Source organism: Streptomyces sp. NPDC048415, from assembly GCF_040651675.1.
Lineage (GTDB): Bacteria > Actinomycetota > Actinomycetes > Streptomycetales > Streptomycetaceae > Streptomyces.
This window is the reverse complement of sequence record NZ_JBEZKJ010000008.1, coordinates 129,802-153,740: the sequence shown is the minus strand read 5'-3', so window position 1 is coordinate 153,740 and position 23,939 is coordinate 129,802. Positions and strand designations below refer to the sequence as shown.

The 23,939-nt window shown below is 71.0% G+C and carries 25 protein-coding genes and 1 pseudogene; 19 read left to right on the top strand and 7 right to left on the bottom strand.

The window, feature by feature from the left end; all coding sequences use genetic code 11:
* The first annotated feature begins 106 nt into the window (after positions 1 to 106).
* The 4 genes from bioB (at position 107) to AB0D27_RS09175 (ending at position 4,128) form a co-directional block, all read left to right on the top strand.
* Positions 107 to 1,285 (top strand): biotin synthase BioB, encoded by a 1,179-nt coding sequence (bioB, locus tag AB0D27_RS09190; RefSeq protein WP_362504303.1) that lies wholly within the window; start codon positions 107 to 109, stop codon positions 1,283 to 1,285.
* Positions 1,278 to 2,558 carry an adenosylmethionine--8-amino-7-oxononanoate transaminase gene (locus AB0D27_RS09185; protein WP_362504300.1) on the top strand — a complete coding sequence of 427 codons (1,281 nt, stop codon included), beginning with the start codon at positions 1,278 to 1,280 and terminating at the stop codon, positions 2,556 to 2,558. The genes bioB and AB0D27_RS09185 overlap by 8 nt, the downstream gene beginning before the upstream one ends.
* A 1-nt stretch (position 2,559) precedes the next feature.
* Entirely contained in the window at positions 2,560 to 3,276 is a 717-nt protein-coding gene (bioD, locus tag AB0D27_RS09180) for a dethiobiotin synthase (RefSeq protein ID WP_362504297.1), read from the top strand.
* 153 nt (positions 3,277 to 3,429) lie between these two features.
* Positions 3,430 to 4,128: a class I SAM-dependent methyltransferase gene (locus AB0D27_RS09175; RefSeq protein WP_362504294.1), complete on the top strand. Its 699-nt coding sequence runs from the start codon at positions 3,430 to 3,432 to the stop codon at positions 4,126 to 4,128.
* On the opposite strand, the gene AB0D27_RS09170 is transcribed toward AB0D27_RS09175, so the two are convergent.
* Complete coding sequence (locus AB0D27_RS09170; RefSeq protein WP_362504291.1) at positions 4,123 to 4,497, bottom strand: fic family toxin-antitoxin system, toxin component; 375 nt, start codon at positions 4,495 to 4,497, stop codon at positions 4,123 to 4,125. The two genes, AB0D27_RS09175 and AB0D27_RS09170, sit on opposite strands and share 6 nt — an antisense overlap.
* A 4-nt stretch (positions 4,498 to 4,501) precedes the next feature.
* The gene (locus tag AB0D27_RS09165) at positions 4,502 to 4,741 is read right to left on the bottom strand and encodes a toxin-antitoxin system antitoxin component (RefSeq protein WP_028800409.1); all 240 of its coding nucleotides are present in this window, start codon (positions 4,739 to 4,741) and stop codon (positions 4,502 to 4,504) included.
* 128 nt (positions 4,742 to 4,869) lie between these two features.
* On the opposite strand from AB0D27_RS09165, the gene AB0D27_RS09160 reads away from it, so the two are divergent.
* The 11 genes and pseudogenes from AB0D27_RS09160 (at position 4,870) to mug (ending at position 15,351) form a co-directional block, all read left to right on the top strand.
* Positions 4,870 to 5,799, top strand: a complete 930-nt coding sequence (locus AB0D27_RS09160) for an ABC transporter ATP-binding protein (RefSeq protein ID WP_362504353.1) — start codon at positions 4,870 to 4,872, stop codon at positions 5,797 to 5,799.
* A 7-nt stretch (positions 5,800 to 5,806) separates the two neighbouring features.
* Positions 5,807 to 8,374 (top strand): FtsX-like permease family protein, encoded by a 2,568-nt coding sequence (locus tag AB0D27_RS09155; RefSeq protein WP_362504288.1) that lies wholly within the window; start codon positions 5,807 to 5,809, stop codon positions 8,372 to 8,374.
* 89 nt (positions 8,375 to 8,463) lie between these two features.
* On the top strand, positions 8,464 to 8,691 hold the full coding sequence (locus AB0D27_RS09150) for a hypothetical protein (protein ID WP_362504285.1): 228 nt from the start codon (positions 8,464 to 8,466) through the stop codon (positions 8,689 to 8,691).
* 233 nt (positions 8,692 to 8,924) lie between these two features.
* A complete protein-coding gene (locus tag AB0D27_RS09145; protein ID WP_362504282.1) occupies positions 8,925 to 9,344 on the top strand; it encodes a GNAT family N-acetyltransferase in 420 nt (139 codons plus the stop codon).
* A 28-nt stretch (positions 9,345 to 9,372) separates the two neighbouring features.
* Positions 9,373 to 9,502: pseudogene (locus AB0D27_RS09140) on the top strand (GNAT family N-acetyltransferase); the annotation flags it as partial.
* Positions 9,503 to 9,717: 215 nt separating this feature from the next.
* Complete coding sequence (locus AB0D27_RS09135) at positions 9,718 to 11,043, top strand: hemolysin family protein (RefSeq protein WP_362504279.1); 1,326 nt, start codon at positions 9,718 to 9,720, stop codon at positions 11,041 to 11,043.
* Positions 11,040 to 12,053, top strand: coding sequence for a hemolysin family protein (locus tag AB0D27_RS09130; protein ID WP_362504276.1), 1,014 nt, complete (start codon positions 11,040 to 11,042; stop codon positions 12,051 to 12,053). Before AB0D27_RS09135 ends, AB0D27_RS09130 begins: the two co-directional genes overlap by 4 nt.
* 77 nt (positions 12,054 to 12,130) lie before the next feature.
* A complete protein-coding gene (locus AB0D27_RS09125; protein WP_362504273.1) occupies positions 12,131 to 12,913 on the top strand; it encodes an SGNH/GDSL hydrolase family protein in 783 nt (260 codons plus the stop codon).
* 22 nt (positions 12,914 to 12,935) lie between these two features.
* Complete coding sequence (locus AB0D27_RS09120; RefSeq protein WP_362504270.1) at positions 12,936 to 13,304, top strand: DUF4326 domain-containing protein; 369 nt, start codon at positions 12,936 to 12,938, stop codon at positions 13,302 to 13,304.
* 59 nt (positions 13,305 to 13,363) lie between these two features.
* A complete protein-coding gene (purB, locus tag AB0D27_RS09115) occupies positions 13,364 to 14,806 on the top strand; it encodes an adenylosuccinate lyase (RefSeq protein ID WP_362504267.1) in 1,443 nt (480 codons plus the stop codon).
* A gap of 44 nt (positions 14,807 to 14,850) precedes the next feature.
* Entirely contained in the window at positions 14,851 to 15,351 is a 501-nt protein-coding gene (mug, locus tag AB0D27_RS09110; RefSeq protein ID WP_362504264.1) for a G/U mismatch-specific DNA glycosylase, read from the top strand.
* A gap of 150 nt (positions 15,352 to 15,501) precedes the next feature.
* Here the strand turns inward: mug and AB0D27_RS09105 are convergent, their stop codons facing one another.
* The 3 genes from AB0D27_RS09105 to AB0D27_RS09095 are packed head-to-tail and all read right to left on the bottom strand — an operon-like array spanning position 15,502 to position 17,657.
* Entirely contained in the window at positions 15,502 to 15,945 is a 444-nt protein-coding gene (locus tag AB0D27_RS09105) for a hypothetical protein (protein ID WP_362504261.1), read from the bottom strand.
* A 48-nt stretch (positions 15,946 to 15,993) separates the two neighbouring features.
* Complete coding sequence (locus AB0D27_RS09100) at positions 15,994 to 16,719, bottom strand: ABC transporter permease subunit (protein WP_362504258.1); 726 nt, start codon at positions 16,717 to 16,719, stop codon at positions 15,994 to 15,996.
* Positions 16,716 to 17,657: an ABC transporter ATP-binding protein gene (locus AB0D27_RS09095; RefSeq protein WP_362504255.1), complete on the bottom strand. Its 942-nt coding sequence runs from the start codon at positions 17,655 to 17,657 to the stop codon at positions 16,716 to 16,718. Before AB0D27_RS09095 ends, AB0D27_RS09100 begins: the two co-directional genes overlap by 4 nt.
* A gap of 108 nt (positions 17,658 to 17,765) precedes the next feature.
* On the opposite strand from AB0D27_RS09095, the gene AB0D27_RS09090 reads away from it, so the two are divergent.
* From AB0D27_RS09090 to AB0D27_RS09080, 3 genes are all read left to right on the top strand, one after another.
* Complete coding sequence (locus AB0D27_RS09090) at positions 17,766 to 18,923, top strand: histidine kinase (protein WP_362504252.1); 1,158 nt, start codon at positions 17,766 to 17,768, stop codon at positions 18,921 to 18,923.
* 14 nt (positions 18,924 to 18,937) lie between these two features.
* Entirely contained in the window at positions 18,938 to 19,600 is a 663-nt protein-coding gene (locus AB0D27_RS09085; RefSeq protein ID WP_362504249.1) for a response regulator transcription factor, read from the top strand.
* Positions 19,601 to 19,700: 100 nt separating this feature from the next.
* Entirely contained in the window at positions 19,701 to 20,858 is a 1,158-nt protein-coding gene (locus tag AB0D27_RS09080; RefSeq protein WP_362504246.1) for an ROK family transcriptional regulator, read from the top strand.
* A 94-nt stretch (positions 20,859 to 20,952) separates the two neighbouring features.
* Here the strand turns inward: AB0D27_RS09080 and AB0D27_RS09075 are convergent, their stop codons facing one another.
* Both AB0D27_RS09075 and AB0D27_RS09070 read right to left on the bottom strand, forming a co-directional pair.
* Positions 20,953 to 21,714, bottom strand: coding sequence for a GntR family transcriptional regulator (locus tag AB0D27_RS09075; RefSeq protein ID WP_362504242.1), 762 nt, complete (start codon positions 21,712 to 21,714; stop codon positions 20,953 to 20,955).
* 272 nt (positions 21,715 to 21,986) lie between these two features.
* A complete protein-coding gene (locus AB0D27_RS09070; RefSeq protein WP_362504240.1) occupies positions 21,987 to 22,871 on the bottom strand; it encodes an RNA polymerase sigma-70 factor in 885 nt (294 codons plus the stop codon).
* A gap of 113 nt (positions 22,872 to 22,984) precedes the next feature.
* On the opposite strand from AB0D27_RS09070, the gene AB0D27_RS09065 reads away from it, so the two are divergent.
* On the top strand, positions 22,985 to 23,638 hold the full coding sequence (locus AB0D27_RS09065) for an NAD(P)-binding domain-containing protein (protein WP_362504237.1): 654 nt from the start codon (positions 22,985 to 22,987) through the stop codon (positions 23,636 to 23,638).
* Positions 23,639 to 23,939 lie beyond the last annotated feature (301 nt).

Genomic DNA, 23,939 nt, shown 5'->3' with positions numbered 1-23,939 from the left:
GGCCGGGCCAGCCGCCCAGGATGTGGCAATACCCACACGTCGAACCGTCTCTGTTGTGCAATCTCTCCTTGGCCGGAAGCGGTCGCATAGGCAAGGATCGGACCTCATGGACCTGCTGAACACGCTGGTGGACAAGGGGCTTCGGCGCGAGCTGCCGACCCGCGAGGAAGCTCTGGCCGTGCTGGCCACCTCCGACGACGACGTGCTCGACGTGGTGGCCGCGGCCGGCAAGGTACGCCGGCACTGGTTCGGCCGACGGGTGAAACTCAACTACCTCGTCAACCTCAAGTCGGGCCTGTGCCCCGAGGACTGCTCGTACTGCTCGCAGCGGCTCGGCTCCAAGGCCGACATCCTGAAGTACACCTGGCTCAAGCCCGACGAGGCCTCGCAGGCCGCCGCGGCGGGCCTGGCCGGAGGCGCCAAGCGGGTCTGTCTGGTGGCCAGCGGGCGCGGTCCGACGGACCGTGACGTGGACCGGGTCTCCGACACCATCAAGGCGATCAAGGACAACAACGAGAACGTCGAGGTGTGCGCCTGCCTGGGCCTGCTCTCCGACGGCCAGGCCGAGCGGCTGCGCGAGGCGGGCGCGGACGCGTACAACCACAACCTGAACACCTCCGAGGGGACGTACGGGGACATCACGACCACCCACACGTACGCCGACCGGGTGGACACGGTGCAGAAGGCGCACGCGGCGGGTCTGTCCGCCTGCTCGGGCCTGATCGCCGGCATGGGCGAGTCGGACGAGGACCTCGTCGACGTCGTCTACGCGCTGCGCGCGCTCGACCCGGACTCCGTTCCGGTGAACTTCCTGATCCCCTTCGAGGGCACCCCGCTCGCCAAGGAGTGGAACCTCACCCCACAGCGCTGTCTGCGGATCCTCGCGATGGTCCGCTTCGTCTGCCCGGACGCCGAGGTCCGCATCGCGGGCGGCCGCGAGGTGCATCTGCGCACCCTGCAGCCGCTGGCCCTGAACCTGGCCAACTCGATCTTCCTCGGCGACTACCTCACCAGTGAGGGCCAGGCCGGCAAGGCCGACCTCGACATGATCGCGGACGCCGGGTTCGAGGTGGAGGGCGCGGGAGAGGTGACGCTGCCCGAGCACCGGGTTCCGGCGGGCGGCGGTTGCGGCTCGCAGGCGGACGCCGGATGCGGGTCGCACGCGGACGCCGGGTGCGGGCCCTGTGGCTCGCCCGCCGAGGAGACCGTCGTCCAGGAAGCGCGTACGGATCTCGTCGCCGTACGCCGTCGAGGTGCCGGAACGGATGTCGCGCCCAATGCCTGACCTGTCCGTGCGGGAGCTGCTCGACCTCGACCGGCGGCACGTCTGGCATCCCTACGGGCCGATGCCCGGCCGCCAGGAGCCACTGGTCGTGGAATCGGCGAGCGGCGTGCGCCTACGGTTGGCCGACGGCTCGGCCGAGCTGATCGACGGCATGTCGTCCTGGTGGTCGGCCATCCACGGCTACAACCACCCGGTCCTCAACGACGCGGCGCGCGGCCAGCTCGAGCGCATGAGCCATGTCATGTTCGGCGGTCTCACGCACGAGCCCGCCGTGCGACTGGCGAAGCGCCTTGTCGACATCTCGCCCGAGGGCCTGGAGCACGTCTTCCTCGCCGACTCCGGCTCGGTCTCCGTCGAGGTCGCCGTCAAGATGTGCCTCCAGCACTGGCGCTCGCTCGGCCGCCCCGGCAAACAGCGCATGCTGACCTGGCGCGGCGGCTATCACGGGGACACCTGGCAGCCCATGTCCGTGTGCGATCCCAAGGGCGGGATGCACGAGCTGTGGCAGGGCGTCCTCCAGCGCCAGGTGTTCGCCGACGCGCCGCCGGTCGCGTACGAGGAGTCGTACGCCGATCATCTGCGCGAGCTGATCGAGCGGCACGCCGATGAGCTGGCCGCGGTCATCGTGGAGCCGGTGGTGCAGGGCGCGGGCGGGATGCGGTTCCACTCCCCCGCGTATCTGCGTGTGCTGCGCGAGGCCTGCGACGCGCATGACGTGCTGCTGGTCTTCGACGAGATCGCGACCGGCTTCGGCCGTACGGGCAAGCTGTTCGCGGCGGACCACGCGGGCGTCACTCCGGACGTGATGTGCGTCGGCAAGGCGCTGACCGGCGGATACCTGACGATGGCGGCGACGCTCTGCACCTCGCGGGTGGCCGACGGCATTTCACGCGGCGAGGTCCCGGTGCTCGCGCACGGGCCCACGTTCATGGGCAATCCGCTGGCCGCCGCGGTGGCCTGCGCCTCGATCGACCTGTTGCTCGGCCAGGACTGGCAGAGCGAGGTCAAGCGCATCGAGGCGGGGTTGCGGGAGGGGCTGGCGGAGGCGTCCTCGATGCCGGGAGTCCGGGACGTACGTGTCCTGGGAGCGATCGGAGTCGTCCAGCTCGACCGCGAGGTGGACATGAAGGCGGCGACGGCGGCCGCCGTGCGCGAGGGCGTGTGGCTGCGGCCGTTCCGCGACCTCATCTACACGATGCCGCCGTATGTCACGGGCGACGCGGACCTGGCACGGATCGCGCGCGCGGTGTGCGCGGCGGCACGGGAGGGATGACATGCCGGTACTGGTGATCACGGGGACAGGCACGGAGGTCGGCAAGACGGTCACGACCGCCGCGATCGCCGCCACGGCCCTCGCCGCCGGACGGTCGGTCGCCGTGCTCAAGCCCGCACAGACCGGTGTAGGTCCGCACGAGCGCGGCGACGCCGATGAGGTGGCCCGCCTCGCGGGCGCCGTGACGACGCTCGAACTCGCCCGCTATCCGGAGCCGTTGGCCCCCGGCACCGCCGCGCGGCGCGCCGGTCTCGCACCGGTGCGTCCGCGGGAGGTCGCGGAGGCGGCGGACAAACTCGCCACCGAGCACGACCTCGTACTGGTCGAGGGGGCGGGAGGCCTGCTCGTCCGGCTCGACGACGACGGCGGCACCCTGGCCGACGCGGCGCAACTCCTCGACGCACCGGTACTGGTGGTCGCTTCAGCGGGCCTGGGCACCTTGAACACGACAGAACTGACGGCCCATGAACTGCGGTCCCGGGGGCTCGACTTCGCGGGCATCGTGATCGGCAGCTGGCCCAACGAGGTGGACCTGGCGTCCCGTTGCAATCTCGCGGATCTCCCGATGGTGGCCGACGCCCCACTGCTCGGCGCGGTGCCGTCGGGCGCGGGGGCCTACCCACCCGCCGACTTCCGTGCGGCGGCACCGAGTTGGCTGGCACCTCGGCTGGGCGGAGACTGGAGCGCGAGCGCCTTCGCGGTGTCCTACGCCTCCTAGAGGCGGCGGAAAGCGGCGCTCCGTAAGGGGCGCGGGGGCGTGACCTTGTGCGGCTGCGCCGCGCGGGCGCGACCCGCCCCGACGGACCGGCGAGTGCGGCGGACGTCCTGGGGGGAGAATGACGGCAAGGCACATCCTCCCAGGAGGTCCGTCATGGCGCTCAGGTCGGCCGGCTCCGGCAAGGTGACGCGGGATCCCGTGCACCATCCGCTGTTCGCCCGCTACTACGCCCGTATCAGCGTGAGTGCCGAGACGCGGCTTGGCATGGGCGGGGTCCGCGACCAACTGCTCGCCGGACTGTCCGGACGGGTCATCGAGATCGGCGCGGGCAACGGCCTGAACTTCGCGCACTATCCGAGCACCGTCTCGGAGGTCGTCGCCCTCGAACCCGAGCGGCTGCTGCGGCGGTTGGCTGTGGAGGCCGCCCTGCGCTCCGATGTGCCCGTCGACGTGGTGCCCGGTGCCGCGGAGGCGCTGCCGGTCAAGAGCGAGGCCTTCGACGCGGCCGTGCTGTCGCTGGTGCTGTGCAGCGTCCGTGATGTGGAGCGCGCCCTCGCCGAACTGCGGCGCGTGCTGCGACCGGGCGGCACCCTGAGGTTCTTCGAACACGGCAGGGGCGGCGGGCGCGCGATGACCTTCACTCAGCGTGGCCTGGACCGTACGGTGTGGCCGCGCCTGAACGGCGGCTGCCATCTGGCCCGCGACCCGATCGCCGCCCTGCGCGACGCCGGGTTCGAACTCGGCCCGTACCGGCGGCTGCTGATGCCCGAGAAGGGGCCCCGGCTGCCCACCTCGTACTGTGTGCTGGGTACCGCGTGGCGCCCCGGGCTCAGGGAGACCGACGGCTCATAGGCTCCACTGGCGCAGCGCCTGCGCGATGTCGTGCACGGTCGCGTCGCCCGCCTTGACCAGCCGGGCGAGTTCGCGCACCTGCTCGGGAGAGGTGACGACCTTCAGGCCGCTCGCGACGAGATAGGCGTACGCGACGGCCGAGGCGAACATCGCGTTGGAGCGTTCGAGCGCCGGGACGTGCAGCAGGAGCTGGAGGAGCGCGGCGGCGCGGGTGTACGGGCTGTCGTAGACGGGAACGCCGAAAATCTCCGCCTCGTGCCGGCTGACGGCGGCGACGAGGGCTCCCCAGTCGGTGACCTGGGGATCTCCGGGCGTCTTCTGTTCGGCGATCATGAGGAGCCAGGCAAGGTCGACTCTGAGACTGCTCAAGGGATCAACGACGACCTTCGCGGGTGCCTTCTCGGTCCGCGCCGAATTCCTCGGCGAAGACGGACTCGTACTGCTTCATGAAATCGGCGGCGGCCTCCACGAAGGTGTGGCCCACCTCCCCGGTGTCCTGTCTGACCAGCTCCTCTATATAGCGGTTCACGCTCATCCCACGCTCCAGGGCTCGCTCACGGGCGGCCCGGGCCGTGCCCTCGTCCACCCGTACGTTCAGCTGGGTCTTCGCCATACCTCGAAGCTAGCGCCGGATCGCTAGCATCGGCAAGAGGGCACCGGGGGGATACCCGGTGTGCCCCGGGTCACACTACGCTCGGCCGGGACAAGGGAGCCGGGATGTCCATCACTGAGGAGGCGGTCTTGTCCACAGCTGCTGCGGAGCAGGATCTCGGCCGCGCGGAAGGGGACGGGATCGCCGCCCGCGCCCGCGGCTTGACCAAGGCGTACGGCTCGGGCGAGACGACGGTGCTCGCCCTCGACTCGGTCGACGTGGACATCACGCGCGGCCGTTTCACGGCGGTCATGGGTCCCTCGGGCTCCGGAAAGTCCACCTTGATGCACTGCCTGGCGGGGCTCGACACGGTTTCGGCCGGACAGGTGTGGCTTGGCGACACCGAGATCACCGGGCTCAAGGACCGCGACCTGACCCGTCTGCGGCGTGACCGGATCGGGTTCATGTTCCAGTCGTTCAACCTGATCCCGACGCTGAACGCGGTCGAGAACATCACACTGCCCATGGACATCGCCGGACAGAAGCCCGACCAGAAGTGGCTGGACCAGGTCATCGACACGCTGGGACTGCGTGACCGGCTGGGGCACCGGCCCGCGCAGCTGTCCGGAGGCCAGCAGCAGCGCGTCGCCTGCGCCCGGGCGCTCGCCTCGCGCCCCGAGCTGATCTTCGCCGACGAGCCCACCGGCAACCTCGACTCCCGCGCGGGGCTCGAAGTGCTCGGCTTCCTGCGCGAGGCGGTCGACGAACTGGGCCAGACCGTCGTCATGGTCACGCACGATCCAGGCGCCGCCGCCCACTCCGACCTGGTGCTCTTCCTCGGGGACGGGCGGATCGTGGACGAGATGGAGCGGCCTACGGCGGAGGCGGTGCTCGAGCGCATGCGCCTCTTTTCCGGGGGACGCGCCCAGACCCCCGTGTCTGACACGATGCGAGTGACCTTCGACGGCGGGGGCGGCGGCACCGGCGACGCGGCTCCCGACGGTGACTCCGGCGGCTCCGGTGACTCCGTCGGCTCCGGCTCCGGCGGCTCCGGCGACGTGACCCTCGACAAGGACTGAGGCGCTCGTGCTCAAGGCGACACTGCGGAGCTTTTTCGCGCACAAGGGGCGGCTGCTGCTCTCGGCGCTGGCCATCGTCCTGTCCGTGGCGTTCGTCGCGGGCAGCCTCATCTTCTCGGACACGGTGACCCGCACCTTCGACCGGCTCTTCGCGTCCACGTCGGCCGATGTGACCGTGGAGCCGAAGAACGACCTCAGCTCGCGGATTCCGACCGGTGCAACCGAGACCGTGCCCGCCTCGCTCGCGCGCCGGCTCGCAAAGGTGGACGGGGTCGCCGCCACCCATGTGGACGCGGCGGTGGAGAACGCCCCGGTCGTCGACAGCCACAGCGAGTCAGTCGGACCGACGACGGGCGCTCCCACCATCGTCACCAACTGGGAGGTCACCGAACGCAGCCCGGTGAAGCTGACCTCCGGCCATGAGCCGAAGGGGGACGCCGAGGCACTCCTGGACGCGGACACCGCCAAGAAGAAGCATGTCCGCATCGGTGACACCCTGACGGTGCAGGCACAGCCCGGCACGTTCAAGGTGCGGATCGTCGGGATCGCCACCTTCACCACCACCAATCCCGGTGCCGCGCTGGTCTTCCTCGACACCCCGACCGCGCAGACCCGTCTGCTCGGCAGCCCCGCCGCTGCCACGAGCATTTCCGTGGACGCCGCGCCGGGTGTCAGCGACGCATCGCTCAAGCAGCGCATCGCCTCCGAACTCGGGACGAAGACCTACGACTTGAAGACGGCCGAGGAGCACTCCAAGTCGGCCGCCGCCCAACTCGGCGGCTTCCTCGACGTGATCAAGTACGTGATGCTCGGCTTCGCCGGTATCGCTGTGCTCGTGGGAATCTTCTTGATCGTCAACACGTTCTCGATGCTGGTCGCCCAACGCACCCGTGAACTAGGACTGTTGCGTGCGCTGGGCGCCGACCGGAGGCAGGTGCGCCGGTCGGTGCTCACCGAGGCGCTGCTCCTCGGCGTGGTCGGCTCGACCCTCGGTCTCGGGGCGGGGATCGGGCTCGCGATCGGGCTGATCAAGCTGATGACCGCGTTCGGCATGAACCTCAAGTCGACCGAGATGGTGATCGGCTGGGTCACACCCGTTGCGGCGTACGTCGTCGGAGTCGGCGTCACCTTCGTGGCCGCGTACCTCCCGGCCAGGCGCGCGGCGGGCGTCTCCCCCATGGCGGCCCTCGCGGACGCCGAAGTCGCCGGTGTGGGACGGCCGTTGCGCGTACGTGCCGTGGTGGGCGCGGTCGTCGGCGCGGCCGGTGCCGCCGCGCTCGCGGGGTGTGCCGCCTCGTCGAAGACGTCCACGGCCGCCTCACTGCTGGGCCTCGGTGTCGTCCTGACGCTCATCGCCATGGTGATCGCGGGGCCGCTGCTGGTGCGGCCGGTGATCCGGGTGCTGGGCGGGGCCTTCCCCGCGCTGTTCGGCTCGGTCGGCCGGATGAGCCAGCGCAACGCGCTGCGCAATCCGCGGCGCACGGGCGCCACCGCCGCCGCGCTGATGGTGGGACTCGCCCTGGTCGGCGGGATGTCAGTGGCCAGCGCGTCCATGAGCAGGTCCTTCGACCAGCAGATCGACAGGACGCTGGGCGCCGACTTCGTGCTCCAGAACGACAACTTCGTGCCGTTCTCCCATGAGCTCACGGACAAGGTGCGCGGCACCGAGGGCGTCGGGCTCGTCGTGCGCCAGCGGTTCACGCCGGTCGCGGTGCGGCTGCCGGACGGCAAGAAGGTCAAGACGACCGCCGCGGCCTACGATCCGCGACTCGACGACGTCGCCCATGTCACGTACGCCCAGGGTGGCACCGCTTCGGCGCTCGCGGACGGGCACATCGCCATGGACGCGGGCTTCGCGAAGAAGCACGACGTGCGAGTCGGCAGCACGATCCCCGTCGAGTTCCCGGCCGGGCGGAAGGCCGAGCTGACGGTGGCCGCGCTCACCGACCAGGACGCCGCTGAGGGCTTCGGAGTGCAAGGCGGCCTGTACTTCGGCTTCGACACGATCCAGAAGTACGTGCCGGGCGGGCAGGACTCCGCGCTGTATGTGAACGCGGCCCCGGGCATCAGTGCCGACCAGCTGCGCTCACGTCTGGAGAAGACCCTCGCCCCGTATCCGCAGGTGAAGGCCCGCGACCAGGCCGACTACAAGAAGCTGATCCACGATCAGATCGCGGTGCTGCTCTACCTCGTGTACGCGCTGCTCGGACTCGCGATCGTCATCGCGGTGCTCGGTGTGGTCAACACGCTCGCCCTGTCGGTCGTGGAGCGCACCCGGGAGATCGGACTGCTGCGCGCCATCGGGCTCGCCCGGCGTCAGCTGCGCAGGATGATCCGCCTGGAGTCGGTGGTGATCGCCGTGTTCGGCGCGGTCCTCGGCCTGGCGCTGGGGCTCGTCTGGGGCGTCTGTGTACAGCAGGTACTCGCGTTGCAGGGCATGAAGGCGCTCGCCATCCCCTGGACGACGATCATCGCGGTCGTGATCGGTTCGGCGGTCGTGGGCATCGTCGCGGCGCTGCTGCCGGCGTTGCGTGCTTCCCGCATGAATGTGCTGGCGGCCATCGCGCACGAGTGATTGCCTCGCCTCGGGTCGCCCATGCGGTCAAGTCGCCCGTGAGGTCAAGTCGCCGACGAGGCCAAGTCGCCGACGCGTAGGGAGATTTCATGCCGCGTCCGTTCCGCTTCGGCGTCAACCTGCTCAGCCCCTCGCCCGCCGACGAATGGAGCGCCAATTGCCACCGCGGCCTGACGGCGGGGAGCCTGGGCAGGCCGGGCTCCAAGCGTTACCGCAGGGCGGTGGAGAAGCGGGTCGTCTTCCGCCCGGAGGGGGCGCAGCCGTACGACGACCGGATGCTGTCATGGCAGATCGCCGAGCGCCAGATCTCGATCTGAACCGTGTCGGGCTGGACCGTGTCGGGCTGGACCGTGTCGGGCCGGGTGAAGGGCGTCAACCGCCCCGGAGCAACTGGCCACGCTGGCCGCGTACCGCCGGGGCCATTCCGGCCTGCTGGTCCGGGACGGCATGCGGTGCTGCCCTGACGCCGCCGGTAGTGGAGCACACCAAGGTCGTTCCTCGGCACGGAAACCGTTCGCCGGACAGGCCGGCACTCTGCTTGGCTCGCCCCATGAGCGATCTTCACATCCGCTGCGCCACTCTCTCGGACATCGACACCGTGCTGCAGTTCTGGCGCGAAGCCGCGGAAGGAACGAGCATCAGCGACGACCACGACGGCGTGGCTCGACTCGTCACAAGAGACCCCGAAGCCCTGCTTCTCGCAGAGCGCGACGGCCTCCTCACGGGAACCGTCATAGCCGGCTTCGACGGGTGGCGATGCTCCGCGTACCGACTGGCTGTACACCCGGACTGCCGCCGGCAAGGCATCGCCACCGCTCTACTGGAAGCAGCCGAACAACGATTCATCGCCCTGGGCGGGCGACGTGTCGACGCCATGGTCCTGGAAGCCAACGAACAGGCACACCGCACGTGGGCCGCGGCTGGCTACCATCGCGAGGACCACTGGCGGCGCTGGGTCAAGCCGCTGTGAGCAGGGGCAGGACCCAGACATTCGGGAGCGGCTCGGCGGCCGTCGCGGAGACGCGACGGCATACCAGCCGAACGGGACCGCGCAGCATGCGTGGCGGGCCGCCGGGTACGCGCCCCAGAAACAACTGGCGCCGGTGGGTGAAGCCGCTCAGCGACTGAGGCCGACCACCCGAAGGGGGCCCATTGACCGACCACCCGAGGGAGGTCCCTTTGCCCATCCTTTACCATTGAAGGGCCACTCGATCCTCCAAGGAAAGGTGTGAGCGTCCGCCCATGGGCGAGCCTCCCAGTATCCGGTGCCGTGCTCCGCACGGCGGCCGTCGACATCGCGCGATCCCCCCGCCCCTGGTCGATCATGGGACGGAGGTGACCCGATGACCGAAGTGCTCCTCCTCCTGGTGGCGGTTGTGCTGTCGCTGGCCTGTGGCGCCTTCGTCGCGGCCGAGTTCTCGCTGACCACGGTCGAGCGCAGCGAGCTGGAGCGGGCCGTCGAACGCGGTGAGCGCGGCGCGCCGGGCGTCCTCAAGGCCGTACGGAATCTGACCTTCCAGTTGTCCGGCGCGCAGCTCGGCATCACCGTCACCAACCTGGTGGTCGGCATGCTCGCCGAGCCGTCCGTCGCCAAGCTGATCGCCGGCCCGCTTGAGGCGGTCGGCGTCTCGCACTCCGCGTCGGCCTCGGTGGCACTGGTGATCGGTACGGCCCTGTCGACGGTCTTCCTGATGGTCGTCGGCGAGCTCGTGCCCAAGAACTGGGCGATCTCCTCACCGCTCGCCGTGGCCAAGCGGGTGGCGACGCCACAACGCCTGTTCAGCGCCGCGTTCCGCCCGTTCATCACCCATCTCAACAACACGGCGAACCATCTCGTACGACGCTTTGGCCTCGAGCCCGCCGAGGAGCTGGCCTCCGCGCGCGGACCCCAGGAGCTGGTGGCTCTCGCCCGCCACTCCGCCAAGCAGGGCGCACTGGAGGCGGACACCGCCGAGCTGTTCGTGCGCACACTGAACCTCGCCGACCTGACCGCGGAGAACGTGATGACCCCGCGCGTCCAGGTCATCGCGCTGGACGTCCAGGCGACCTGCGAGGACGTGGCGAACGCGACCCGGGCGACGGGTCTGTCGCGCTTCCCCGTCTACCGGGGCAATCTCGACTCGGTGGTCGGCGTCGCGCACATCAAGGACGTGCTGACCGTGCCCGCCGGACGCCGGACGCAGACATCCGTCTCCCAGATCATGCGCGAGCCCCTGCTCGTCCCGGAGTCGCTGACAGTCGACCGGCTCCTTGACCGGCTGGTGGGCAAGCGCACCATGGCCGTGGTCATCGACGAGTACGGCGGTACGGCCGGGGTCGCCACCCTGGAGGACATCGTCGAGGAAGTCGTCGGCGAGGTGCGGGACGAGCACGACCCGCACGAGACGCCGGACCTGGCGCCGGTCGGCACGGACGACGAGGGCCGCGCGCTGTTCTCGGCCGACGGGTCCGCGCGCACCGACCAGCTGGCACGGGTCGGGCTGCGGGTGCCCGACGGGCCGTACGAGACGTTGGCCGGGTTCGTGGCGGCCGAGCTCGGCCGCATTCCCGCCGTGGGTGACACCGTCGAGGTCGCCGGGTGGCGGCTCGACGTGGTGGACGCCTCGGGACGGCGGGCCGCACGCGTGCTGCTGCACGCGCCGTTCGACGCGGAGGAAGGGGAACGGTGACCGCCGTACAACTGCTGATCGGCTTGGCGACGCTCGTCGTGAACGCCTTCTTCGTGGGCGCCGAGTTCGCGCTGATCTCGGTGCGCCGCAGCCAGATCGAGCCGCACGCCGAGCAGGGCGACCGACGGGCGCGCAGCGTGCTGTGGGGTCTGGAGCATGTGTCAGCGCTGCTGGCGGCCGCGCAGCTCGGCATCACCCTGTGCACGCTGGTCCTCGGCATCGTGGCCGAGCCCGCGATCGCGCACCTGCTGGAGCCGGTGTTCCATGCCGTGGGGGTGTCGCAGAGCGCCGGCCACGCGGTCTCCTTCGTCATCGCGCTCACCCTGGCGACGTATCTGCACATGCTGCTCGGCGAGATGGTGCCGAAGAACGTCGCGCTCGCGGAGCCGGTGCGCACGGCGCTGCTGCTCGGCCCGCCGCTGGTGGCGCTCTCCCGCGCGCTGCGCCCGGTGATCTTCGCGATCAACGCGTTCGCGAACGGGCTGCTGAAGCTGATGCGGGTCGAGGCGAAGGGCGAGGTCACCGCGACCTTCTCCGACGACGAGCTGGCCCTGCTGGTCAAGGACTCCCGCGCCGCCGGGCTCATCGACAACCGTGCCCAGGAGCGGCTGCACGACGCGCTGGAACTGGGCCGCCGGCCCGTGCGCGACGTCGTGCTCCCGCTGGAGCGCATCGTCTACGCGCGCGTGGGCGTCACGCCGGAGGAGCTGGAGCGGCTGTCCGCCGAGTCCGGCTTCTCCCGCTTCCCCGTCGTCGACGACGGCCGCCGCATCGTCGGCTACCTCCACGTCAAGGACGCGCTGGACGCGACACCGCGCGATCTGCCGTTCCGCGTCCAGGACATGCGGCCCATCGCACGTGTCCGGGAGAGCACACCGCTCGACGACGTCCTCACGGCGATGCGGCGCAGTCGCACCCACCTCGCGGCGGTCATGGGCAGCGACGGGCGCCTCTCGGGACTGGTGACGATGGAGGACGTCCTGCGGGAGCTGTTCGGCCAGCCGGCATGAGAGGGCGCGGCCTTCCGGCGGAGTCGGTGGCCCCACCGACCGGCGGGTATGTCGTGCGGGTTACCATCTTTTCCGCCATGCAGACGAACGCCACCCACACCAGCCTTGTCGCGGTCGGCGACTCCTTCACCGAGGGCATGTCGGACCTGTTGCCCGACGGCTCGTACCGGGGATGGGCCGATCTCCTCGCGAGCCGGATGGCGGCGCGGACGCCCGGTTTCCGCTACGCCAACCTCGCCGTGCGGGGCAAGCTGATCAGGCAGATCGTCGACGAGCAGGTGGACGTGGCGGCCGCGATGCGGCCCGACGTGATCACGCTGGTGGGCGGGCTCAACGACACACTGCGACCCAAGGTCGACATGGGACGCGTCCGCGGTCTCCTGGAGGAGGCCGTGGAGCGGCTGGCCCCCTCCTGCAAGCAGCTGGTCCTGATGCGCAGCCCGGGCCGCAACGGGCCGGTGCTGGAACGCTTCCGGCCCCGGATGGAAGAGCTCTTCGCCTGCGTCGACGACCTCGCCGGGCGGCACGGCGCACTCGTGGTCGACCTGTACGGGGCGCCCTCCCTCGCCGACCCCCGCCTGTGGGACGTCGACCGGCTGCACCTGACGGGCGAGGGGCACCGCCGCGTCGCCGAGGCCGTGTGGCAGACGCTCGGGTACGAGCCGGAGGACCCGCAGTGGCGTGCGCCGGTCGCGGCCACGGCGCCGCCCGGTTGGGTCGCCCGCCGTACCGCCGACGCCCGGTTCGCCAGGCAGCACCTGCTGCCGTGGATCGGACGGCGGCTGACGGGGCGCTCATCGGGTGACGGGCTCCCGGCGAAGCGGCCGGAGCTGCTGCCGTACGACGGGCCCGTGGGGTAGACATACGGCTGAAGGGAGCCCCATGCCCACCAAGCCCACCCAGCCCACCACCGTGATCAACCTCAAGGGCCACATCCGCGACTTCGGCCCCCGGCTGGAAAACGCCCCCGCGGACCTCGTCTACGTCGGCCGCCGCTGGACCATGGGCCACTGGGACCTCCCGCAGCACCCGCTCTACAACCCGTTCGCGCCGGACACCCCCACCAAGAAGCGGGACGGTACCCGCGCCGAAGTCATGGAGAAGTACCGGGCGTATCTGCTGGAGCGCCCCGAGCTGCTCGGCCAGGTGCCCGCGCTGCGCGGCAAGACGCTGGCGTGCTGGTGCGCGCCCGAGCTGTGCCACGGCGACATCCTGGCCGAGATCGCGGACAGCTCCGAGCCGGGCTCGTAGGTTCCCACGAAGAGCCCCGCGGCGCCGGCCTGCAGGAATCGCCAGTAGGATCCATACACGTGACTGCCGCACCCGCAAAGCCCCGTATCCCGAACGTCCTCGCCGGACGCTACGCCTCCGCCGAGCTCGCCACGCTCTGGTCCCCCGAGCAGAAGGTGAAGCTGGAGCGTCAGCTCTGGCTCGCCGTGCTGCGGGCGCAGAAGGACCTCGGGATCGAGGTGCCGGACGCCGCCATCGCCGACTACGAGCGCGTCCTCGACCAGGTCGACCTCGCCTCGATCGCCGAGCGCGAGAAGGTCACGCGGCATGACGTGAAGGCGCGGATCGAGGAGTTCAACGACCTCGCCGGGCACGAGCACGTACACAAGGGCATGACGTCCCGCGACCTCACCGAGAACGTCGAGCAGTTGCAGATCCGGCTCTCCCTGGAGCTGATCCGCGACCGCACGGTGGCGGTCCTTGCACGCCTCGGCAAGCTCGCGGGTGAGTACGCCGAGCTGGTCATGGCGGGCCGCTCACACAACGTCGCGGCACAGGCCACCACGCTCGGCAAGCGCTTCGCGACCGCCGCCGACGAGCTGCTCGTCGCGTACGGCCGGGTCGAGGAGCTACTCGGCCGCTACCCGCTGCGCGGTATCAAGGGCCCGGTGGGCACGGCGCAGGACATGCTGGACCTGCTGGGCGGGGACGCGGCCAAGCTGGCGGACCTGGAGCAGCGGATTGCCCGGCACCTCGGCTTCTCGCAGGCGTTCACCTCCGTCGGCCAGGTCTACCCGCGCTCGCTCGACTACGAGGTCGTCACCGCGCTGGTGCAGCTGGCGGCGGCCCCGTCCTCGCTGGCCAAGACGATCCGGCTGATGGCCGGGCACGAACTGGTGACCGAGGGCTTCAAGCCGGGCCAGGTCGGCTCCTCCGCGATGCCGCACAAGATGAACACCCGCTCCTGCGAGCGCGTCAACGGCCTGATGGTCATCCTGCGCGGCTACGCGTCGATGACGGGCGAGCTGGCGGGCGACCAGTGGAACGAGGGCGACGTGTCGTGCTCGGTCGTACGCCGGGTCGCGCTGCCGGACGCGTTCTTCGCGCTGGACGGCCTGCTGGAGACCTTCCTCACCGTCCTCGACGAGTTCGGCGCCTTCCCGGCCGTCGTCGCGCGCGAACTGGACCGCTACCTGCCGTTCCTCGCGACCACCAAGGTCCTGATGGGCGCCGTGCGCGCGGGCGTCGGCCGTGAGGTCGCCCACGAGGCCATCAAGGAGAACGCCGTCGCCTCCGCCCTCGCCATGCGCGAGCAGGGCGCCGAGCGCAACGAACTGCTCGACAAGCTCGCCGCCGACGAGCGCATTCCGCTGGACCGCGCGCAGCTCGACGAGCTGATGGCCGACAAGCTGTCGTTCACGGGCGCCGCCGCCGACCAGGTCGCCGTCGTCGTGGGCCGTATCGAGGAGATCGTGAAGCAGCACCCGGAGGCCGCGGGCTACACGCCGGGGGCGATCCTCTGACACGGCTCACTCCCGCGGACCTGGAGGCCGCCCGCGACCGGCTGGTGCCGGATGTTGCCGCGGACGGTCTCGAGGTGCTCTTCTGCGGCATCAATCCGGGTCTGATGACGGCCGCGACGGGCCACCACTTCGCCCGCCCCGGCAACCGCTTCTGGCCAGTGCTGCATCTTTCCGGCTTCACGCCCCGGCTGATGAAGCCGTCCGAACAGGGCGACCTGCTCTCGTACGGGCTCGGCATCACGAACGTGGTGGCGCGTGCCACCGCCCGGGCCGACGAGCTCACCGCCGAGGAGTACCTCGAGGGCGGGCGGCTGCTCGGCGCCAAGGTGGAGCGGCTGCGGCCGCGCTGGCTCGCGGTGGTGGGCGTGACCGCGTACCGGGCGGCGTTCGGCGAGCGCAAGGCCCAAGTCGGCCCGCAGGAGGGGATGATCGGGGACAGCCGGGTGTGGGTGCTGCCCAACCCGAGTGGCCTCAATGCGCATTGGACCGCGGCGTCCATGGCGGAGGAATTCGGCCGGTTGCGGGAAGCGGCTCGGACTCCGTAGGTCATAGCGGATCCGGCTCGGACCCCGTAAGCCACGGCGGGCCCAGCTCGGACCCCGTAAGCCACGGCGGATCCGGCTCGAACCCCGTAAGCCACGGCGGATCCGGCACGGACCCGTAAGCCACGGCGGATCCGGCTCGGACCCCGTAAGTCACGGCGGGTCGATCTCCGTGACCACGAGCAGGAGCTGGAACGGCAGGTCCCTGGCCCACTGTGAGACGCCAAGGGCAACCCAGCGGTCGTGGCCGTCCGCCCTCCAGAGGTGCAGGTCCGGCACATGCGAACTCAGGATGCCCCACGGCTCGGGTATGTCCTCGCCGTCCACCGACCGCTCGAACACGCTCGCCAGACTGATGATGTGGGGGCGCCCCCACCGGTTGGCGAGCAGCTCCGTGATGCCGTCCCGATCGGCTTCGTACTGCTCCTGCGTCTCCTCCCGTGCCGTGCCGTCGTCCTCCCAGAATTCCTCGCTCGTCGCTAACTCGACGATGCGGTAACCCGGTCCCTCGGCGCCGACGTCCGAGCCGCCGTGCTCCTGAGGGAAGCCCTCGGAGCACAGTCGCTCTATCGTGGCGAGGTGCTGAGCGCTGGTCATGAGATCCAGTAAAGCGGCTGCCACTGACAATTGGCGTGCCGTCAGGGCTCAGGCGTCGCGGCGCCGCAGGCTCCAGGCGCCGGCCGTCAGGGCCGCGGCCGTCCAGGCCGCGGTCACGGCGAGCCCCGTCCACGGTCCGAGGGCGCCGTCCCATGACTCGTGGAGGACCACCTGTCCCGCCTTGTCCGGAAGGAAGTCCGCCACGCTCCCCGACGCTCCCCCGACGACGAAGGACACGATCAGAAGGAACGGGATCAGCGTGCTCAAGGTGGCGACACCGCTGCGCAGAACCGCCGCGAGTCCGGCCGCGAGAAGGGCCATGAGAGTCAGGTAGACACCGCAGCCGACCACCGCGCGAAGCCCTTCCCCCCAGGTCAGCCCGCTCGCCTTGGCCCCGAGCACCGCCTTGCCCACGATCAGGCTGACACCTCCCGTGACCAGCCCGACGGTGAACGCGGGAACGCCGATCGCCACCACCTTGGCCGCGAACCAGCGCACACGCTCGGGCACCGCGGCGAGCGAGACGCGCAGGGCGCCGCCCTGGAACTCGGCCGAGACCGCCTGCGCACCGAAGGTGATCGCCGCGATCTGTCCGAAGCTGACCCCGAAGAATGCCGAGAACAGCGGGTCGAATTCCCGGTCCCCGGTGTCGTCGAGTCCGGCGAGCGCGGAGAACACCGCCGTCGCCAGGAGGACGGCGAGCAGCGCTCCGACGAGCGAGCGCAGCGTACGGATCTTGATCCACTCCCCGCGGAGTACGGGTACGAACGTCATGGTCGGGCCTCCTGGCGCTGTGTCGGAGTGGGGGTGGCGGCGAACTCGGTCTCGGCGGACGTCAGATCCAGGTAGGCCTGCTCCAACGTGCCCTCCTCCGTGGCGAGTTCGAGGATGGACAGGTTCGCGGTCGACGTGAGGCGCCCGATGTCCTCCACGCGCGCGTCGAGGGCGGTCCAGCGTCCGTCCTCGCCCTCGATGGCATCGATGCCGTGGCGCGCGAGCAGGTCACCCAATGCCCGACCGTCCGTGCTGCGCACCCGCACGCGGGGCTGCACGCGCGCGTGGATGAACTCCCGCATGGGCATGTCCGCGAGGAGTCGGCCCCGGCCGAGGACGACCAGGTGGTCGGCGAAGGACGCGGTCTCGTTCATGAGGTGGCTGGAGACGAGGACGGTGCGGCCCTCACGGGCCAGCCGACGCATCAACTCCCGGATCCAGATGATCCCTTCGGGGTCGAGCCCGTTCGACGGTTCGTCGAGCAGCACCACGGGCGGATCACCGAGAAGCGCGGCCGCGATGCCCAGGCGCTGGCGCATGCCCAAGGAGTACGTCTTCACCCGGCGCCGCGCGACCGAGGCGAGCCCCGCCTCCTCCAGCACCTCGTCGACGCGGCGTTCGGGGATGCGGTTGCTCGCGGCGAGCGCCCGCAGATGGTCGCGGGCGGTCCGCGATCCGTGCGCGGCCTGCGCGTCGAGCAGAGCGCCCACGTGGCGCAGCGGCTCGTGGAGGGAGGCGTAGGCGCGGCCTGCGATGGTGGCGGTGCCGGACGTGAGCCGGTCCAGGCTTAGCACGAGCCGCATGGTGGTGGACTTTCCGGCGCCGTTGGGACCGAGGAAACCGGTGACGCGGCCCGGGAGAACGCTGAAGGTGAGGTGGTCCACGGCGCGCCTGCCGCCGTACTCCTTGGTCAGGTCTTGGACGTCGATGCTCGTCATGCCCTCAGACTGGCCCTCGTTGAGGGGGCGTCACCTCCCCCACCGGTGGAGATCCCCTCCCCCGCTCGGGGGAGGCCCGTTGTCAGTGCCGCCTGGCACGATGATGCGATGGCCCGCTTTCTGCGCCCGCTGGTCCGGGGGACGACATATACACGCTGGTTGCACTTGTGGGTGCCCATTCTGTTCGTCAGCGTGTGGCTGTTCATCGACATGTCGAAGCCTTGGGTGCCTGCCGTGCTGCTCATTCCGCTCGGGCTGATTCCGGCTGTGCGGCGGGGCGAGGGCGTGCAGGCGCAGTTCATGCTGGCGCGGGGCGGCGGGGCCGCGGCGTTCTCGGTCGCTCCTTCGGTCACCTGGTGGGACCGGTGGCGGACCGTGCTCTGGCTGGAAGCGCGGATGGTCTTCGGGACGGTGGCGAGTTTCCTCACCGTCTGGTTGCCTGCGACGGCCGTCATCCTGGTCAGGGCGGTGTTCGACCCGACTCGTGTCGATACCCCGCTCATGACGGTGACGGTGCCCCCGCACTGGGCGTACGCGCTGCTTGTCCCGCTGCCGCTGCTCGCCCTCTACGGCGCTGTGGTCGGCCTCGGCGAGCTGATCACGGCGATCGCACACCGTCTCCTCGGCCCCTCCCCCACCGAGCGGCTCGCCGCCCTGGAGGAGCGCACCGAGCAGCTCCTGGAGCGCAGTCGCATAGCCCGTGAGCTGCACGACTCGATCGGTCACGCGCTGACGGTCGCGGTGGTGCAGGCGGGCGCGGCCCGGGCGGCCGGCGACCCCGCGTTCACCGACCGGGCCCTGGGCGCCATCGAGGACACCGGCAGAGCGGCCCTGGAGGATCTGGACCGGGTGCTGGGCGTCCTTCGCGAGGCGGAGCGCCCCGCGAGCAGCCGCCCGACGCTGACCGAGGCCGACCGGCTCCTGGAGTCCGCGCGCACCTCAGGAGCCAAGGTCGACGCCGAGGTGAGAGGCCCGGTGGAGAGCGTCCCGGGCCCGGTGTCGCGCGAGGGCTACCGCATCCTTCAGGAGTCGCTCACCAACGTGCTGCGGCACGCGGGAGGCGTCCCGGTCCGCGTCCGTATCGAGGTCCGGGACGGCCTGCTCGGGCTGGAGGTCCGCAATCCGCTGACGGCCGACATACCGGGGCCGGGCCGGGGCAGCGGTCTGCGCGGCATACGCGAGCGTGCGGCGCTGCTCGGCGGCCGCGCGCGGACGGGACCGCACGAGGGGGACTGGCAGGTGCATGTAGAGCTGCCGTTGCGCTGATCTACGCTGGCCGGATGCCGGTCACCGTTCTCCTCGTCGACGACGAACCCCTCGTACGCGCGGGTCTGCGCGCCGTCCTGGAGGCGCAGCCCGACATCGAGGTCGTCGGGGAGGCGGCCGACGGTGCGGCGGTGATTCCGCTGGTGCGGCGGCTGCGGCCGGACGTGGTCGCCATGGACGTCCGGATGCCCCTCATGAACGGCATCGAGGCCACGCGCGCGCTCCTGCGCACGGTCAGCGACCCACCGAAGATCCTCGTGGTGACGACGTTCGAGAACGACGAGTACGTCTACGAGGCGCTGCGCGCGGGCGCCGACGGTTTCCTGTTGAAGCGGGCGCGGCCCGCCGAGATCGTGCACGCGGTGCGGCTGGTCGCCGAGGGCGAGTCGCTGCTGTTTCCGGCCTCTGTACGGCAGTTGGCCGCAGAGTACGGGGAGGATGCGGGGAATCCGGCGGCGCGCGCGGTCATGGAGCGGGCCGCCCTGACCGAGCGGGAGGCGGAGGTGCTGCGGCTGATGGCCGGGGGGCTGTCGAACGCGGAGATCGCCGCGCGCCTGATCGTCGGCACCGAGACGGTGAAGTCCCACGTCAGTGCCGTACTGGCGAAGCTGGGTGCCCGGGACCGTACACAGGCCGTGATCGCTGCGTACGAGTCGGGGTTCGTGGCGCCGGGCTGATTCCGACTCGTCGGTAGGTAAGGGGGGTCCCGGCACTCGCCGGGGTGCGCGGCGCCGAGTACGATCCGGCCAACACGCGCACGAGCTGGGAGGACGGACGTTGGGGCGGTTGACCGGCGGGGACCCCTCTCTGCTGCGAAGGATCAATTCCGCGGTGGTGCTGCACGCATTGCGTAGCACGGACTGCGCGACCCTCACCGAGATCACCCGGGTGACGGGATTGTCCCGGCCCACGGTCGAGGGCGTCGTCGAGGGGCTGATCGAGAACGGACTCGTGGTCGAGAAGGCCGCCGAGGAGGGCGCTGCCCGGCGCCAGGGCCGTCCGGCGCGCAGGTTCCGGTTCCGGGCCGAGGCGGGCCATCTGCTGGGCCTGGAGATCGGCCCGCACCGCGTCGCCGCGCTCCTGGCCGACCTGGACGGCCGCGTGCTGGGCGCCATGGCCAAGGACGTGGACGAGACCGCGTCGGCGGACGAGCGGCTCGAACGGCTGCGGATGGCGGTCGCCGAGCTGCTGCGCCGGGCGGGTGTCGCCCGCGGCTCGCTGCGGGCGGTCGGCGTGGGCAGCCCCGGGATCGTGGAGGCGGACGGCACGGTACGCCTGGGCACGGCGCTGCCGGAGTGGACGGGCCTGCGGCTCGGCGAGCGGCTGAGTCGGTCCTTCAAGTGCCCGGTACTGGTCGAGAACGACGCCAACGCGGCGGCGGTCGCCGAGCACTGGAAGGGCGCGGCCACGGAGTCCGACGACGTCGTGTTCGTGCTGGCCGGGCTGAGTCCGGGCGCCGGGTCGCTGATCGGCGGACGGTTGCACCGGGGGTACGGGGGCGCGGCCGGCGAGATCGGGGCGCTGCACCTGCTGGGCCGTGAGGCAACTCCCGAAACACTTCTGTCCACCACGGACGAGCCGCTGCACCCACTGGACGAGCAGGCGGTCGCCGAGGTCTTCGCCCTCGCACGAAACGGCGATCAGCGGGCCCGTGCGGCCGTCGAGCGCTTCATCCAGCGTCTCGTGCACGACGTCGCGGCGCTCGTCCTCGCCCTGGACCCCGAGCTGGTCGTCGTCGGGGGCTGGGCGGCCGGGCTGGACGGCGTGCTGGAACCGCTGCGGCGCGAGTTGGCGCGCTACTGTCTGCGCCCGCCCAAGGTGACCCTCTCGTTGCTGGGCGAGGCGGCCGTGGCGACGGGAGCGCTGCGGCTGGCGCTCGACCATGTGGAGGAGCAGTTGTTCGCGGTGGAGGGAACGGTCACAGCGCGCCGCTGAGCGCACGGTCGCTGAAAAGCGTCGTGCCCCGGGGGTGTGCGGGGCACGACGGGGGACCACGGGTGCGGCTCGGTGGGCGGCCCGGTGCGGCGCCTCAGGAAGCGCGGCGCTCCGGGGCGTGATGGATCTCCACGCCGCCCGAGTCGCCGAAGGTCAGCCGGCAGGTGTCGGCGCGGTACGTGGCCACGGAGACCGCGGCGGTACGCCCCTCGGCGAAGAAGCGGGTCGTGACGACCAGGACGGGCGCCCCGGGAAGACGGTCGAGTTCCTTGGCGTCGTCGGCGCGGGCCGAGCCGAGCTCCACGGCGCGGTCCTGGCCCTCCAGCTCCAGGCGCTGCAGCTCGCGCAGCACCGCACGCGCGCGTGCGGCACCCGAGGGCGCGTCGATCGCCGACAGGTCGGGCACCGAGGACGCCGGGATGTAGAGCAGCTCGGCGGCGACCGGCTGGCCGTGCGTCACCCGGGAGCGGCGCACCGTGTGCACCTGCTCGTCGGCGGTGGTCTCCAGGACGTCGGCCACCGACGTGGGCGGGACGGTCGCCGTGCAGTCCGCGGGCTGCCAGGCGTCTCCGGCCGCGCCGGGCCACGTGTGCTGCTCGGATCCGACGGCCACGCCCACGCGCGGCGGGGCGACAGTGGTGCCCACTCCGCGGCGGCGCTGCAGCCGTCCTTCGAGTTCGAGCTGCTCGAGCGCCTGGCGCAGCGTGGCCCTGGCGACGCCGAACCGAGCCGCCAGATCGCGTTCGTTGGGCAGGATCTCGCCCACGGAGAACTCGGAGTCCAGTGCCTCAGTGAGCACGGTCTTGAGATGCCAGTACTTAGGCTCCGGCACCGTTTCCAGCTGCGTGGTCCCCACCCTGTCCTCCGCAATCGCCGTGGCCCAGCGGCGTTTTAACGCCCTTGTTTATTAAAGGTTCCTGCACTATCCCTGCGACCATAGGGCTGCCCTCACCCTTGGTCAAGACCAATCCTCGATCGCCTACGCATCGCACCGGTGCGCTTCCGTGGAGCGTTCACGGGGCGTTCGCGCTGGGTGACGTTCGCGACACAACGCCGAAAGCCCCCGTCCAGAGAGGGGGGCTTTCGGTGTCGTACGGGGATCAGTGCGGCCAGAGCGGAGCAGGGAGCCTATTCGGCGGCCAAGGACGCCAGTTTCGCCGGGTTGCGCACGATGTACACGCACTGGATGCGGCCGTCCACGACGTCCAGTTGGACGACGCTGTCGGGCTTGTCGCCGGACAGGACCAGGAGCGCGGGGCCGCCGTTGAGTTCCAGGAAGCGGAAGGCCACGTCCGGGACGCCCTTCTGGGCGACACCGCGAAGGAAGCGCCCCACCTTGTCGGCGGACTCGATGACGCGCAGGGGAGCCTGGGCGAGCCCTCCGCTGTCGCCCACCAGGCGGACGTCCGGGGCCAGTATGGCCATGAGCCCTTCCAGGTCGCCCTCCACCGCCGCGGCGAGGAACCGCTCCGTGAGATCTCGGCGTTCCGCCGGGTCGACCTCGTAGCGCGGCCGCCGTTCGTCGACGTGCTTGCGGGCCCGTCCGGCGAGTTGGCGTACGGCGGGCTCGCCGCGGTCGAGCATGGCGGCGATGTCGGCGTACGGATAGCCGAACGCCTCCCTGAGGACGAAAACCGCGCGCTCCAAGGGCGACAGGGATTCCAGGACGACGAGAAAGGCGAGCGAGACGGAGTCGGCGAGCACGGTCCGCTCGGCGGCGTCCGGGACGGTGTCGCCGAAGTCGGTGACGTAGGGCTCGGGGAGCCACGGCCCCACGTACGCCTCGTTGCGCGACTGGACCTGGCGCAGCCGGTCGATGGCGAGCCGGGTGGTGGTGCGGACCAGGTAGCCGCGCGGTTCGCGCACGCCGCTTCGGTCGGCGCCGGACCAGCGCAGCCAGGCGTCCTGGACCACGTCCTCCGCGTCGGCCACCCGTCCCAGCATGCGGTAGGCCACGCCCATCAGGACGGGACGGTGCTCTTCGAAGACATCGGTCACGGTGTCGATTGCCACCGTTCCATCCCACCCGACTCGTCCGGTCGTGTCCAGGCGGAATCGCCTCCTGCCGGAGCACAATGGCCCGCGGGCCATTGGTGGCCGGCGGCCTCGACACCGGAGGAGCGACCATGCGGTACGCGGTTCTGGGCACGGGCGAAGTGGGGCGCACCCTCGGCGGCAAGCTGGTCGAACTGGGTCACGAGGTGTCGCTGGGTTCGCGTACGAAGGACAATCCGGCCGCTGCGGAGTGGGCCGACGGTGCGGGGCCGGGGGCGAGCCACGGCACGTTCGCGGAGGCGGCCGCGTTCGGTGAGGTGGTCGTGAACGCGGTGGGCGGGCGGGTGGCTCTGCCCGCACTGCGATCGGTCGGCGAGGAGCATCTGGACGGCAAGGTCGTTCTCGACGTCTCCAACCCCCTCGCGTTCGAGGACGGTCAGGTGCGGCTCTCCCCCGTCGGGTCGGACAGCGTGGGCGAGCAGATCCAGCGCGCCTTCCCGCAGGCGCGGGTGGTGAAGAGCCTCAACACGGTCAACTGCCACCTGATGGTCGACCCCGCGATGGTGCCGGGAGAGCACCAGATCTTCGTCTCCGGAGAGGACCGGGACGCCAAGGAGCAGGTGACGGCGCTCCTCGGGGAGTTCGGCTGGCCTGCGCACCGTGTCCTCGACCTGGGCGGCATCGGGACGGCGCGGGCCACGGAGATGTACCTTCCCCTGTGGCTGACCCTGTTCCAGCACGTCGGGCACCCTGAGTTCAACGTGGAGGTGCGTAGGGCGCGTTGAGGGGCCCGCGCGCGTGGGCCCTGTCCGCGGCGCACGCGCGCGTGGCGCCTCATGCGGCGTACGGGCGCGCGGCACCTCATACGAGGCACGCGGGCGCGGCACCTCCATACGGCGTACGGGCGCGTGGCACCTCGGCGTACGGGCGTGTGGCATCTCATACGGCGTACGGGCGCCTGGTGGGCCGCTCCGCGCAGGCACCGTGGCCCACTGGGCCCGGCGTGTGCGTGCGTCGTGCGGTTCGTGGCGGCCGAGGGCTACCCGTCGGTAGCAGTTGCTGACAAGCTGTCTACAAGACTGTCCG